This window comes from Kitasatospora sp. NPDC086791 (assembly GCF_040685975.1).
Lineage (GTDB): Bacteria > Actinomycetota > Actinomycetes > Streptomycetales > Streptomycetaceae > Kitasatospora.
On the sequence record NZ_JBFBOC010000011.1, the window covers coordinates 100,389 to 112,886 of the forward strand.

12 protein-coding genes and 1 pseudogene are annotated in these 12,498 nt (G+C 75.1%); 9 read left to right on the forward strand and 4 right to left on the reverse strand.

Annotated elements, in window-relative coordinates; translation table 11 throughout:
* Positions 1-160: 160 nt before the first annotated feature.
* The 3 genes from AB0Q99_RS17615 to AB0Q99_RS17625 all read left to right on the forward strand — a co-directional run bounded on the left by AB0Q99_RS17615 (position 161) and on the right by AB0Q99_RS17625 (position 2,894).
* On the forward strand, positions 161-1,195 hold the full coding sequence (locus tag AB0Q99_RS17615; protein WP_363572668.1) for an ABC transporter ATP-binding protein: 1,035 nt from the start codon (positions 161-163) through the stop codon (positions 1,193-1,195).
* Positions 1,192-2,028, forward strand: coding sequence for an ABC transporter permease subunit (locus AB0Q99_RS17620; protein ID WP_363572670.1), 837 nt, complete (start codon positions 1,192-1,194; stop codon positions 2,026-2,028). The genes AB0Q99_RS17615 and AB0Q99_RS17620 overlap by 4 nt, the downstream gene beginning before the upstream one ends.
* Positions 2,029-2,297: 269 nt before the next feature.
* Entirely contained in the window at positions 2,298-2,894 is a 597-nt protein-coding gene (locus AB0Q99_RS17625) for a hypothetical protein (protein ID WP_363572672.1), read from the forward strand.
* Here AB0Q99_RS17625 and AB0Q99_RS17630 read toward each other — a convergent pair.
* The gene (locus tag AB0Q99_RS17630) at positions 2,807-3,727 is read right to left on the reverse strand and encodes a LysR family transcriptional regulator (protein ID WP_363572674.1); all 921 of its coding nucleotides are present in this window, start codon (positions 3,725-3,727) and stop codon (positions 2,807-2,809) included. The two genes, AB0Q99_RS17625 and AB0Q99_RS17630, sit on opposite strands and share 88 nt — an antisense overlap.
* Positions 3,728-3,903: 176 nt before the next feature.
* Between AB0Q99_RS17630 and AB0Q99_RS17635 the strand changes: the two genes are divergently transcribed.
* The 6 genes from AB0Q99_RS17635 to AB0Q99_RS17660 all read left to right on the forward strand — a co-directional run bounded on the left by AB0Q99_RS17635 (position 3,904) and on the right by AB0Q99_RS17660 (position 10,003).
* Positions 3,904-4,575, forward strand: a complete 672-nt coding sequence (locus AB0Q99_RS17635) for a type 1 glutamine amidotransferase domain-containing protein (protein WP_363572675.1) — start codon at positions 3,904-3,906, stop codon at positions 4,573-4,575.
* Positions 4,576-4,777: 202 nt separating this feature from the next.
* Positions 4,778-5,824: a TIGR03617 family F420-dependent LLM class oxidoreductase gene (locus tag AB0Q99_RS17640; protein WP_363572677.1), complete on the forward strand. Its 1,047-nt coding sequence runs from the start codon at positions 4,778-4,780 to the stop codon at positions 5,822-5,824.
* Between the two features lie 306 nt (positions 5,825-6,130).
* Positions 6,131-6,532, forward strand: coding sequence for a hypothetical protein (locus tag AB0Q99_RS17645; protein ID WP_363572679.1), 402 nt, complete (start codon positions 6,131-6,133; stop codon positions 6,530-6,532).
* Positions 6,529-8,445: a GMC family oxidoreductase gene (locus tag AB0Q99_RS17650; protein ID WP_363572681.1), complete on the forward strand. Its 1,917-nt coding sequence runs from the start codon at positions 6,529-6,531 to the stop codon at positions 8,443-8,445. The genes AB0Q99_RS17645 and AB0Q99_RS17650 overlap by 4 nt, the downstream gene beginning before the upstream one ends.
* Positions 8,442-9,284 carry a hypothetical protein gene (locus AB0Q99_RS17655; protein ID WP_363572683.1) on the forward strand — a complete coding sequence of 281 codons (843 nt, stop codon included), beginning with the start codon at positions 8,442-8,444 and terminating at the stop codon, positions 9,282-9,284. The genes AB0Q99_RS17650 and AB0Q99_RS17655 overlap by 4 nt, the downstream gene beginning before the upstream one ends.
* Complete coding sequence (locus tag AB0Q99_RS17660; protein WP_363572912.1) at positions 9,281-10,003, forward strand: hypothetical protein; 723 nt, start codon at positions 9,281-9,283, stop codon at positions 10,001-10,003. The genes AB0Q99_RS17655 and AB0Q99_RS17660 overlap by 4 nt, the downstream gene beginning before the upstream one ends.
* A gap of 39 nt (positions 10,004-10,042) precedes the next feature.
* On the opposite strand, the pseudogene AB0Q99_RS17665 reads toward AB0Q99_RS17660, so the two are convergent.
* The 3 genes and pseudogenes from AB0Q99_RS17665 to AB0Q99_RS17675 all read right to left on the reverse strand — a co-directional run.
* Positions 10,043-10,340: pseudogene (locus AB0Q99_RS17665) on the reverse strand (bile acid:sodium symporter); the annotation flags it as partial.
* Positions 10,341-10,765: 425 nt separating this feature from the next.
* Positions 10,766-11,635, reverse strand: coding sequence for a class I SAM-dependent methyltransferase (locus AB0Q99_RS17670; RefSeq protein ID WP_363572685.1), 870 nt, complete (start codon positions 11,633-11,635; stop codon positions 10,766-10,768).
* Positions 11,636-11,805: 170 nt separating this feature from the next.
* On the reverse strand, positions 11,806-12,348 hold the full coding sequence (locus tag AB0Q99_RS17675; RefSeq protein ID WP_363572900.1) for a PadR family transcriptional regulator: 543 nt from the start codon (positions 12,346-12,348) through the stop codon (positions 11,806-11,808).
* Between the last annotated feature and the right edge of the window lie 150 nt (positions 12,349-12,498).

The following is a 12,498-nucleotide window of genomic DNA, read 5'->3' on the forward strand; positions in this document are numbered from 1 at the left end:
TGCCGCCTGCCGCCTGCTGCCCGCCGCCTGCTGCCCGCAGCAGGCGGCGGGCAGCCCTTCGTCCAGGGCCGAGCGGCACCCGGTTGTCCCGGCCGGGTCTCTCGACAGGCCCTCCCGCGGGCGCTTTGATGGCCGACACACCCGTCACAGGAGGTGGTTCATGCCAGGCAACGGAACCGGGCCGGTGATCGAGCTGACGTCGCTCACCAAGCGGTACGGCAGCACGGTCGGCATCGAGGGACTGGACGTGTCCGTCGCGGCCGGCGAGGTGTTCGGCCTGCTCGGTCCCAACGGCGCCGGGAAGACCACCACGCTGCGCTGCCTGGTCGGTCTGCTCAGCCCGAGCGACGGACAGGTGCGGGTGCTGGGCTTGGACCCGGTGGCCGACCACCGCCGGCTCGCCCCCTCGATCGGCTACCTGCCCGGCGAACTGCGGCTCTACCCCGAGCTCACCGGGCGGCAGACCCTCGACCTGCTCGCCGCCCTCCAGGGCGCCCCGGTGCCGCGCCAGACCGAGCTGTGCGAGCGGCTGAAGCTCTCCCGGACCGACCTGGCGCGCCCGGTGGGGGAGTACTCGCGCGGTATGAAGCAGAAGCTCGGGCTCGTCCAGTCGCTCCAGCACCGGCCCGCCGTCGTGGTGCTGGACGAGCCGAGCGAGGGGCTGGACCCGCTGATCCAGGAGACCTTCTACGAACTGCTCGCCGAGGAGACCGCCGCCGGGCGGACCGTCCTGCTCTCCAGCCACGTGCTGCCCGAGGTGCAGCGCACCTGCGGGCGGGTCGCCATCGTGCGGCGCGGCCGGCTGGTGACCGTCCGGTCGGTGGCCGAACTGCGCGAGGCCCGGGCCCGGAAGGTCCGGCTGCTCTTCGCGGACGGGCTGGGCGCCCGGCCGCTGGGCGCCGCCGAACGGTGGTCCCCGCGCTGGGCCGGCGAGCGGGTCGAGCTGCTGGTGCCGCCGGACCAGGTGGTCCCGGCCGTGCGCGGCCTGCTGGCCGAACTGCCGGTGGCCGACCTGACGGTGGAGGAGGCGGGTCTGGACGAGGCCTTCCTCGACCTCTACCGCTCCGAAGACGGCTCGGACGGCTCCGACCACACGGACGGCTCCGAGCACTCGGACGGTTCCGACCACACGGGTGGCCCGACCGGCGGCCGCCCGACCGACGGCCAGCTGCCGAAAGCGGAGGAGAAGTCGTGAACCCGGGCACCGTCAGCCGCCGTCTCCCCCTGGTCTGGCTCGCCCTGCACCGGCGGCGCCGGATGCTGCTCTCGCTGCTGCTGGGCATGGTCGTCTTCGAGACCCTGATCGTGGTGATCGCCGGGACCATCCAACCGGGCGACCTGTTCGGCGCCGCCCGCGGCAACCCGCCCAGCGCCTTCAAGGCCTTCAGCGGCTCCAACGGCGACATCTCCATCGCCAGCTACCCCGGACTGCTCGGCGCCGGACTCACCCACCCGTTCTGGATCGCCCTCCAGCTCACCGTGATCGGCTCGCTCGGTGCCGCCGCCGTCGCGGCCGACGTCGAGTCCGGCACCATCGAGCTGCTGATGACCCGCCCGGTCTCCCGGCGCCGGCTGCTCGCCGAACGGGCCGGCGCCATGGTCGCGGCCTCGGTGCTGCTCAACGCCGCCGCCACGCTGACCATCGCGCTCGGGGTGGCGTTCTCCCCGAAGCTGCGCGCCGCCGTCCCGGAGGGCGCCGTGTTCACCGCCGGACTGCTCGGCTGCGCCCTCGCGTTCAGCCTGACCGGGCCGGTGCTGGCGGTGTCCGCGCTCAGTCGGCGGCGGGCGTACGTGGTCGGTGCGGCCGTCGTCCTCGGGGCGGTCGGGTTCGCGCTCAACTTCGTCGCGCTGGCCTGGTCCCCGGCCCGGCCGCTGCGCTACCTGAGCCCGTTCCACTACTACGCCCCGGGCGACGTGCTCGGCCACGGCGGTGTGCCGTGGGCGGCGCTGGGCGTGCTGACCGGCATCGGTCTGCTCGGCCTGCTGGCGGCGTTCCGGCTGCTGGAGCGGCGCGACCTGGCGATCTGAGACCGGGGCCGGTCGACCGCGCCCCGGCGCACCGGTCGGGGCGCGGTCGACCTGACGGGGACCCCGGTGGACCGGCCGGGGTCCCCGTCCGTCATCCTGTACCCCCGCCGACCCGGCGGCGATGATCATTCTGCGCGGACGGACAGATGGACAGCAGCGACCACAGACCCGCCCCACTCGGGGAAACGCGACGCCCGACGGCCGGTCCGGCGTCCCGGCCGGAGTCCCGGCCGGTGCCTCGCCCGGCGCCCCGGCGGGCGCTCCTGACCGTGCCGGCGGCCACCCTGGCGGTCGCGGCGCTGGCCGGCTGGGGCGCCGCCACCGCCTCGGACTGGAACGGGCCGTGCGCCCCGCGCTTCCCCGGGGTGCAGGAACTGCGCGACGCCCTCCCGGCCTTCGCCTGCTTCACCGTGGGCGAGCGGACGGTCGGCGGCTACCGGCTCGACGTCCGGTACTCGGGCCGTGAACACGACCCGGAGGAGGCGAGGTCCTTCGCCCGGTGGGAGGCCGAGGTCTTCTGGCAGCGCTTCCCCTACCCGGTGTCGAGCGTGCACATCGACACCACGGCGGCGTTCGGCGAGTCGGCGGTCAAGCAGGTGACGCTGGACGCGGGCGAGTTGAGGTCCCGGTTCGGCCCGCAGCCGGCCGGGGCGGGCGCGCGCTTCCCCGGGCAGCCCGTCGGGCGCACCGAGATCGTGCTGTGGGCGGTCTGCGGCGCGCTGCTCGCCGTGGCGGCAGGGCTGCTGCTCCGTCGGCGACCGGGTCGGCGGCCCGGGGCTCAGCAGGTCCAGGCCGCCGCCAGCAGGCGCTCGCGGACCAGGGAGACGTGCGGGTTGGCCGAGCCGGCCGGGCGGCGGACCAGATAGGCGGTGTTGATCGGCGGGTCGGCCGGTTCGTGCAGCAACCGCAGTGCCCCGGAGGCGAGTTCGGCCCGGCAGAGGTAGCCGGGCAGCACGCTCCAGCCCGCTCCCGCCGTCACCGCGGCCAGCACCGCCCGCAGGTCCGGCACGGTGAGCGCCGCCCGGTCGTCCAGCCGCCGGTCGAAGACGTGCCGCCAGTAGCGGCGGGCGATCGGCAGGTCCTCGGCGTAGCTGAGCAGCGGCAGCTCGGCCAGAGCCTCGGGCAGCTCCTGGCCGGCCGGGTCCCGGCGCGCCAGCCGGTCGGCCCACACGGGTGCGGCGACCAGGACGAACTCCTCGTCGGCCAGCGGTTCGGCGAGCAGTGTGCGGCCGCGCGGGCGCCGGGTGGCGACCACCAGGTCGTGCCGTCCGGCCCGCAGTTCCGCCAGCAGCGGGTCCGTCAGCCCGCTGGTGATCCGGAGCCGGACGCCCTCGGCGACCAGCGGCGCGAGCTTCGTCAGCAGGACGGTGCCGAGGAATTCGGCCGGCCCGGCCAGGTGGACCGGTTCCGGGACGCCGCCGCGCCCGTCGGCGACGCCTGCCAGCTGGTCCAGCGGGACCGCCAGGCGGGCGGCCAGGTCGTCGGCGTACGGCAGCGGACTGACCCCGCGCGCCCGGCGCTCGAACAGTTCCCGGCCGAGCCGCTGCTCCAGCGCGCGGATCTGGGCGGTCACCGTGGACTGGGACAGGCCCAGCAGGTGCGCGGCCGCCGTGAAGGAGCCCGCGCGGTGCACGGCGAGGAAGGTCCGCAGGTGGTTGAGGTCCAGTGGGCCGGAGCCCGGCAGCAGCCGATCGCTCATGGCCCGAGCCTACGGGATCCCGATGGCTGGGCCGCCCGTGCGAGACATCGGGATTCCGATGCCTCGCATCGCGTGGCCCATTGGTTCCCGTGGGCCCGCCGGGTCTAGCGTCGGCGTCGTGAGCGCCGCGACGGGGGTCGTCGCGGCAGGGAAACACACCACTGGAGGCACCCACCATGGCCGACATCCTGTTCGTCCTGACCGGTTCGGACGTCTGGACGCTGAACGACGGCACCAAGCACCCGACCGGCTTCTGGGCGGAGGAGGCCGTCGTCCCCTACCAGGCCCTGACCGCCGCCGGCCACCGGGTCGCCGTCGCCACCCCGGGCGGCGTCGTCCCGGTCGCCGACCGGGCCAGTCTGACCGACCCGGCGGTCGTCGAGGCGCTGGAGGCGATCGAGGAGTTCCGCCGCCCGCTCGTGCTGGCCGAGACCGACCCGGCCGACTACGACGCCGTCTTCTACCCGGGCGGCCACGGCCCGATGGAGGACCTGGCGGTCGACGCCGACTCCGGCCGGCTGCTGACCGCAGCCCTGGCCTCCGGCCGTCCGCTGGGCGTGGTCTGCCACGGCCCGGCCGCGCTGCTCGCCGCCCGTACCGAGGACGGCGGCTCGCCGTTCGCCGGGTACCGGCTGACCGGCTTCACCAACGCCGAGGAGACCCAGGCGGGCCTGGCGGACCGGGCGCCCTGGCTGCTCCAGGACCGGCTGGTCGCACTCGGCGCGGACTTCCAGGAGGGCGAGCCCTGGGCGCCGCACTCGGTGGTCGACCGCAACCTGGTGACCGGCCAGAACCCGGCCTCCTCCGCGCTGGTGGCCGCCGAGCTGCTGAAGCTGCTGCAGGCGTAGCCGTCGCCGTTGCCGTTGCCCGTCGTGGCGGCTGTGGTGGCTGGGGCTGCTGGGGCTGCTGGGGCCGCCGAGCGGCGGGTCGGGGCGGGGGTGGGGGTGGGGAGGGGTGCGGTAGGTGCGGGGCCGGAGCGGGCTCAGGCCCGGGCCGACGGCGTGGCAGGCTACCCGGGTAGCACCGCAGCCCGCGACCAGGAGCACCGCCATGGACCGATCCGCCGCCCTCCGCCTCGACGCCACCGCCTCCGGTCACCCGGCGGGCATCCTGGACGCCGCCGAGCGGGCCGAACGTCGGGGCATGGACCGGCTGGTGGTCGCCGAGACGGCGTACGACCCCTTTCTCCAGCTCGCCCGCGCCGCCGACCGGACCACGTCGATCGAACTGGCCACCGGCATCGCGGTGGCCTTCGCCCGCACCCCGATGACCCTGGCCTACCAGGCCTGGGGGCTGCACGCGGCCTCCGGCGGACGGGCCGTCATCGGGCTGGGGTCCCAGGTCAAGCCGCACATCGAGAAGCGGTTCGGGATGCCCTGGGACCGTCCGGCCGCCCGGATGCGCGAGTACGTGCACGCGGTGCGGGCGATCTGGCAGAGCTGGCAGACCGGTGAACGGCTACGCTTCCGGGGCGAGTTCTACACCCACACGGTGATGACGCCGGTCTTCTCGCCCGACCCGGTCCCGGCCGGGGTGCCTCGGATCCTGCTGGCGGGCGTCGGGCCGCTGATGACCCGCACCGCCGGGGCGGTGGCCGACGGCTTCCTGAGCCACCCGTTCTCCTCCACCGCGTACCTGGCCGAGCAGGTGCTGCCCGGCGTGGCCGAGGAACGGGCGCGGGCCGAGGCGGAGGGCGCCGCGTGGACGGGGCGGCCGTTCGAGATCGTCGGCAACGTGCTCACCGCCGCCGGCCGCACCGAGGAGGAGCTGGCGGCCAACCGCGCCGCGACGCGCGAGCGGCTCGCGTTCTACGCCTCCACGCCGGCCTACCGCCCGGTGCTGGCGCAGCACGGCTGGGAGGGACTGCAGGAGGAACTGCACACCCACTCGGTGCGCGGGCGCTGGGCGGAGATGGCCGCGCTGATCGACGACGCGGTGTTCGACACCTTCGCGGTGTCCGGTTCGGTCGAGGAGGTGGCGCGGGAGGTCCGGCGCCGGTACGCGGGCCTGGTCACCCGGCTCTCCGTCAGCCTGCCGGAGGCCGCCGACCCGGAGCTGGGCCTGGACGTCCTGGAGGCGGTGCGCGCCCTGGGCTGACCCTTGGCGACAGGCGCGTTGACCAGCGCCGACCAGCGCGGACCAGCGTTGACCAGTGCCGATCAGCGCGGACCAGCGCGGACCAGCGCCGAGCCGAAACGGGCGGGCCGCGACCGCAGCAGGTTGCCGATCGGGCAGCAGATGATCAAGTCGGGGCAGATTCGGGCAACGGGTTTCCGGTGGTGAGGGCGGGAGGGAGGATCGCGGTGGCAGGCCGGGCCGTGCGACGAGGCGCGGCCCTGCGGTCCTGTCATGTCTTGGCCATCCGTTTTCCGGCCATCCGCTGCCGATCGTGGGGGTGCCCGCGTGTCCGTGTCCGACGACCGCCCGGCCGACTACGACCCGTCGGAGTGCTGGGACCCCGTCGAGACCGCCGAGGCCGACGAGTTGGCCGACCCGGACGAGTTCCTGCGGGTCTGCGCCGCGCTGACCGGCTTCGACGTACCCGAGCTGCGCGCCACCGGCATGGCGGACGAGCACCACCGCACCGTGCTGGCCCACCGGGTCCGCGACGAGCACGCCCTCGTCCACCTCTGGTACGTCGGCGCCTGGCCCGGCGAGGCGCCCAGCTCCGCCCGCGCCCACGACCAGGGCCTGGTCTGGCGGACCTTCCGGGCCGCCCCGCCCGGCGCCGCCGCTCCCGGGCACGGCAGTTGGGCCGACCCGCCGCGGGGCGCGGCAGCACCCGGAGAGGACGAGGGCCGGTGACCGCGCGCTGGGACGCCGTCGTGGTCGGCGCGGGCTTCGCCGGAAGCCTGGTCGCCCACCGCCTCGGCGCACAGGGCTGGCGGGTGCTCGTCCTGGAGGCCGGACGGTCCGCACCCACCGGCGCCCAAGCCTCCGCCGCCCACCGCGCGGCCGGCGGTGGACCGCCCACCTCGCCCTACCCGCACAACCCCGAGGCGCCGTCACCCGACGTCACCGACCTCACCGGACTGCCCGACGGCGGCTTCACCGCCACCGGATACCTGCGCCAGTACGGTCCGCTGCCGTACGCCAGCGGCTACCTGCGCGCCAACGGCGGCACCGGCCTGCTCTGGACCGGACTCACCCCGCGCATGCACCCCGAGAACTTCCGCACCGGCGACCTCGGCCACGGCCGCAACTGGCCGATCGGCTACCACGACCTGGAGCCGTACTACCGCGCCGCCGAGCACGAACTCGGCGTCGCGGCCGACGCCGAGGAGCAGCGCCGAGCCGTCGGACTGCCCATGCCGGACGACTACGCCTTCCCGATGCGCGCCATCCCCGCCAGCTTCCTGGACCGGCAGCTGGCCGACGCCCTCGACGGCCGGTCCGTCCGCGACCCCGCCGTACCCGGCCCCGCCCGGCTCGCCGTCACCCCGACCCCGCACGCCCGCAACGGGGTGCCGACCGAGGGGACACGGGTCAACGGGACAGGGGCCAACGGGACACCGGCCGAGGGGACACCGACCCGCCGCCCCGGCTCCGCCGACGGGCCGCTCTGCGCGGGCAGCGCCGGCTGCGTCCCGGCCTGCCCGAGCGGCGCCAAGTACACCCCGCTGCGCACCCAGGCCCGCTGGGCGGCCGGGGTCGAGCTGCAAACCGAAGCCGTGGTCAGCCGGGTGCTCGCCGACCCGCGGACCGGGCGGGCCGGGGGAGTCGAGTACCGGTCCGGCGGCGCGATCCACCGGGTGGCGGCGGACCTGGTGGTGCTCGCCGCGCACGCGATCGAGAACGCCAGGCTGCTGCTCCTCTCCGGCCTCGCCGACCGCAGCGGCCAGCTCGGGCGCAACCTGATGGACCACCCGGCCCTGCTCACCTGGGGCCTGATGCCCCGCCCGGTCGGCCCCTACCGGGGCCCCGCCTCCACCAGCGGCCTGGAAGCCTTCCGCTTCGGCCCGGGCCGCGACCGCCGGGCCCCGTTCCGGATCGAGATCGGCAACTGGGGCTGGTCCTGGGCCGGCGGCGCGCCCGAGGCCGAAACCGCCGCGCTGCTCGCCACCGGACTGCGCGGCAAGGAACTGCGGGAACGCCTCGGCGACCGGCTCGGCCGCCAGTTCTCGCTCCAGTTCGAACTGGAACAGCCCGCCGACCCGGCCAACCGGGTCACCCTCGACCCGGACCGGCGCGACCCGCTCGGCCTCCCCACGCCGGCCATCCGCTACGACCTCTCCGACTACGTGCGCGAGGGCATGGCCTCCGCCCGGGCCGTCTCCGACCAGCTGTTCGCCCTGCTGGGCGCCGAGGACCACACCGCCTACCCGGCGGACGGCTGGCCGGGCCGGCTGGAACACCGGGGCGAGGTCCACGGCTACCGGGGCGCGGGCCACGCCGGCGGCACCCACCTCATGGGCGACTCGCCCGCCACCTCGGTGGTCGACCACTGGCAGCGCTGCTGGGACCACCCCAACCTGTACGCCGTCGGCTGCGGCTCGATGCCCTCGCTCGGCACCTCCAACCCCTCGCTCACCATGGCCGCGCTCGCGCTGCGCAGCGCCGAGCGGATGCACCGTGACCTGCTGGAGCTGCACCGGCCGGCGGCCGTCACGGCCCCAGGGCCGGTGACCTCCCCGGCCACCGCGACGGCGACGGTCACCGCGACCCCCTCGGCCAACTCCCTTCCCCCCGAACCCCCTTCCCCCTCGGAGCCCTCATGACCGGCCTGCCGCTGCCGCCCGTACCGGAGCCCTACCACCTGCCCTTCCACTACGGCGCGCTGCACAACATCGGCGTCGACTACCTGGTCGACCACGAGCGGGCGCGCGAACTGCTCGGCAAGCGCCACCCCGGGCTGAACGCCGCCGCCTTCGACGGCGGGGCCTGCGTGTCGCTGAACTACCAGCTCTACTTCGCCCAGTACCCGAACGGCGGCGGCGTCACCCAGGAGCTGGAGATCAACCTGATCGCCCACCCGCTGTTCGCCGAGGACCGGATCCCGGTGGTCAACTACGGCCAGTACGCCCGGGGGTACGACCAGACCAAGCTGCTCGGCATCGCCCGGCTGCACGTGCTCTGCGACAACCCGCTGGCCATCGACGCCGGGCGCCGACTGTACGCCGAGCCCAAGCACCCGGGGTGGTTCGAGAGCACGCTGCCTTCGCTCAACGCGCCCGCCGTGCGCGAACGCTGGTCCGTCTCCTGCCGCCGTGCCACCCTCGGGCCCGACGGGCTGGACCGCCACGACGAGGAACTCCTCGCCCTGGACGTGAACCTGGTCGGCCTCACCCCCGAACCGGTCACCAACACCCCGATCACCGGCTACGGCACCGACGACGAGGGCAAGCTCCTCGCCGGGCCGCTCACCGTGTACCAGCCCTACCGCTACTACGCCCTGGACGACCGCACCGCCGACCGCGTCCGGCTCGACCTGGGCAATCCGGCCGAGGAGTCCGCCCGCGACCTCGCCCACCTGATCGCCGACGCCCCGGCCGCCGGGGTCTGGACCTACCAGTCCCCGCCGGTCGCCGCCCACAACCGGGCCTACTACGTCCGGTGACGGCCGACCGCTTCGCGGCCGGGAGCACCGCCGTCCGCCGGGACATCGCGCACGGCCGGGTCTGGACGGCCATGCCGTACACCGTCCTCGCCGACGACGGTGCCGGCCTGACCATGACCGCCCGCCCCGGCATCGCGAGCCTGGCGCCGTCGAGCTGGACCACCTCGCAGCGGGCCGGTGACGACGCGGCCCGCAAGCGCGGCATCGCCGACCTCGCCGCCGGGCACTGGGCACTGGACCACTGGGTCTGGCGCGACACCGTGGTGCTCAGCAGCTTCGCGGCCGGAGAGCCGTACAGCGTGCACGACGGCGGGGATTACCGGCGGCTGGCCGAGAGGACCTCGAACCCGGACGTGCTGCGCCGACTGGCCCGGGGCGAGTACCCGTTCGTCTGGCACGCGATCGCCGCGAACGCCGCCGCGCCCACCGACCTGCTGGTCGCGCTGTCCGCCCGGCGCAACACCACCTGGAACGAGAACCACCTGCTCCAGCTGATCGCCGTTCACCCCGCCCTCACCGGCGAGGCGTTGGACGGGTTCGTCGAACTCCTGGCCGTACGGCTGCGGGAGGGCGGGCGCCCCTACGCGGCGGTGCTGCAGCTTGCCGGGCGGCCGGAGCCCACGGCCGAGCGGCTGCACTGGCTGGCGCACCTGCCCGGGGCCTCGGCCCGGCTGCGCCGGGGAGTCACCCGGGCGCTGGTGGCGCGCCCGGACCGGTGAGCGCGGCCGACGCCTGCCCGTGGAGCTGCTGCACCGGGGCAGGACTCGTCGGTGACGGGCCAGGAAACCTCCGATCCACGGCCGCAGCAACTGCCCCAGCAGGAAGGGGGCGAGCAGCTGGAGACCGATCCTCAGCAGTCCGTCGGCGGACAGCTCGGTGTGCGAGCCCAGCAGCCAGGCCCCCCAGCAGCGGGGTGAGGAGCAGCCCCGCCAGACCGGAGTAGGTGCCCGCGCAGATCGCGGCCGGGACGTTGCCCCCGGCGGCGCCGGTGAGTGCCACCGAGGACTGCACCGTCGAGGGCACCAGGCAGAGGAACAGCACCCCGGTCTGCACCTGCCCGACCGACGACGCCGGAGCCAGCAGACCGCCCACCAGCGAACCCGCGCCGTCGTGGTCGCTGGCCGCCGAGCCGCTGCCGTTCTGGAGGTTGGCCGTCCGGTCGACCTCCAGCCACGAGTCGGCGTGGGAGTTGTCCACGACCGTGATCAGAGCACCGCCCGCCGCCGCAGGTGCGGTACCGACGGCGAGCAGGGCGCACGCCCCGGCCAGCCCCAGCGCACCGGACCGCAGCGGGCAGCCGCCCGCCGGAGACCTTCAGCCCGGCCAGCGCCTCCTCCATCGCCCGGTGCGCCGCGAACAGGCAGGGCGTGCTGTGGATGGCGACGTCCACCCCCCCAGCTCCGTCAGCTCCGGCAGCTCCGACAGCGACCGGTGGGGGTGGCGGGTGACCGGTGGGCGGTCGGGCGGGCGGGGAAGGGGGGTCAGGCGCTGGCGACCGGGGGTGTCGCGCGCCGCTCGCGCAGGGTCCGGAGCATCCGGCGGGTGGCCTTGGTGGCCACCGGCGGCAGCAGTTCCAGGGCCAGCCGGCGCGGGCCGGAGCGCAGGGCCGGGGCCTTGACCTGGTAGTTGAGGCGCAGCACGCGCGTCCCGGCGATGGTGTCCTCGTCCACCGTGTAGCCCTCGGCCTGCCAGTCCCGCGCCAGCAGGACCTGCCGGGCGGCCGCGGCGTCGCCCCAGGTGCCGTAGAACTTCATCGGGGTGAGCAGGACCGGGCGGAGCCCGCCGGTGAAGACGGCCTCCCAGACGGCGGCCGAGACGCCCGGGGTGTGCTCGGAGCGGTAGTCGTCCAGGGCGACCAGGCCGTTCGGGGCGAGCGCGGCCCGCGCCACGGCGATGTCCCCGGCGACGTGTTCGTACAGGTGGGAGGCGTCGACGTGGACGAACCGGCAGCTGCCCGCCGGGATCCGGCCGTCGGCCAGCACCGAGGTGGGCGCCTGGACGATCTCGGGCAGCTCGCTGTGGAAGGCCAGGTAGTTGGCCTCGAAGGCGCTGCGGGTCAGCGTCTTCCGGTAGGACATGTCCATCTCGGCGGCGTTGTCCTCGTCGCCCGCCTCGGAGTCGAACAGGTCGCAGACCGTCAGTCGCTCGCCCGGCCGCAGGTGGTCGCCGAGCAGGACGGCGCTGCGGCCGAGGTAGCTGCCGAGCTCCAGGATGTCGCCGGTGACGCCGGCCGTGGTCTGGGTGGTCAGCAGGTGGCCGAAGGCGGCCCGATCGAGACTGAAGAACCAGCCGGGAATGTCGTCCCGCTTCAGCGGTGCGGGACGGGCGGCTGCGGGCTCGGCGGTGGGCACGGCGGCCTCCAGGGGGACGGCGGGGCGCGGTGGCGGATCACGCCGCGGAGGGGGACGCCGAGGACGTGAGGCGGATCATCATAGCCACGCCGGGGCCCGCCGGGGCCAGGTCTGGAAGGACCTGATTCCGGCTGTTCGCTACTCCGCCAAAGCTGTCCGGGATCTTCTGGTCACGCGGGTCGTCCGGGTTGCTCCAGCTCCGCGATGGTCTCCGTCAGCCAGGCCCGCTCGGCCGCCGTGGAGGCCCGGGCGACGAGCAGCATGCCGCGCCGGAAGGGGTTGGGCTCCCGCTCGGCGCTGACCGGCCGGCCGTCCCCGTCGTAGAAGAAGCTGCTCGGCGCGTCCAGGAAGGCCAGCCTGCGGCGCAGGACGGCGGCCTGCCGGGCCGGGTCGGCGAGGTGGTGCAGGAAGGTGGCGAGCGTGAAGAACCGGATCTGGTCGGTGATCTCGACCTGCTCGGGGTCGGCCAGCCGCCGCAGCAGCTCGGCCCGGCCCTCCTCGGTCGGTTCCAGGGTCTGGCGCGGCGCGGCGCCGGTGCCGGGCCCGCTGCGGCGGGACAGCAGACCGGCCTTCTCCAGCCTCGCGATGGCCGGGTAGAGCGCGCCGTCGCTGACCGGGCGGACGTGCCCGGTCAGGCCGGTGATCCGGGACTTGAGCTCGTAGCCGTGCAGCGGCTGGTCGTACAGGAAGCCGAGGATCGCGAGGGTCAGCACGGTCGAAGCCCTTCCGTCGGAGTGCGCCGCTGGAGCGATCATCTTACCTCTTGCCGATGTACCTCGATTCGATGTATCTCTATTCGAGGTTGCCGTCCAGGCCCCGGCCGCGAGGCCCGGGCCGGCTCCGGACGGCGGAACAGGGGAGGA

Bases quoted from the DNA above. Each gene is read 5' to 3' on its own strand.
- AB0Q99_RS17615 (WP_363572668.1), top strand. From the start codon at position 161: ATGCCAGGCAACGGAACCGGGCCGGTGATCGAGCTGACGTCGCTCACC.
- AB0Q99_RS17630 (WP_363572674.1), bottom strand. From the start codon at position 3,727: ATGAGCGATCGGCTGCTGCCGGGCTCCGGCCCACTGGACCTCAACCAC.
- AB0Q99_RS17635 (WP_363572675.1), top strand. From the start codon at position 3,904: ATGGCCGACATCCTGTTCGTCCTGACCGGTTCGGACGTCTGGACGCTG.
- AB0Q99_RS17640 (WP_363572677.1), top strand. From the start codon at position 4,778: ATGGACCGATCCGCCGCCCTCCGCCTCGACGCCACCGCCTCCGGTCAC.
- AB0Q99_RS17655 (WP_363572683.1), top strand. From the start codon at position 8,442: ATGACCGGCCTGCCGCTGCCGCCCGTACCGGAGCCCTACCACCTGCCC.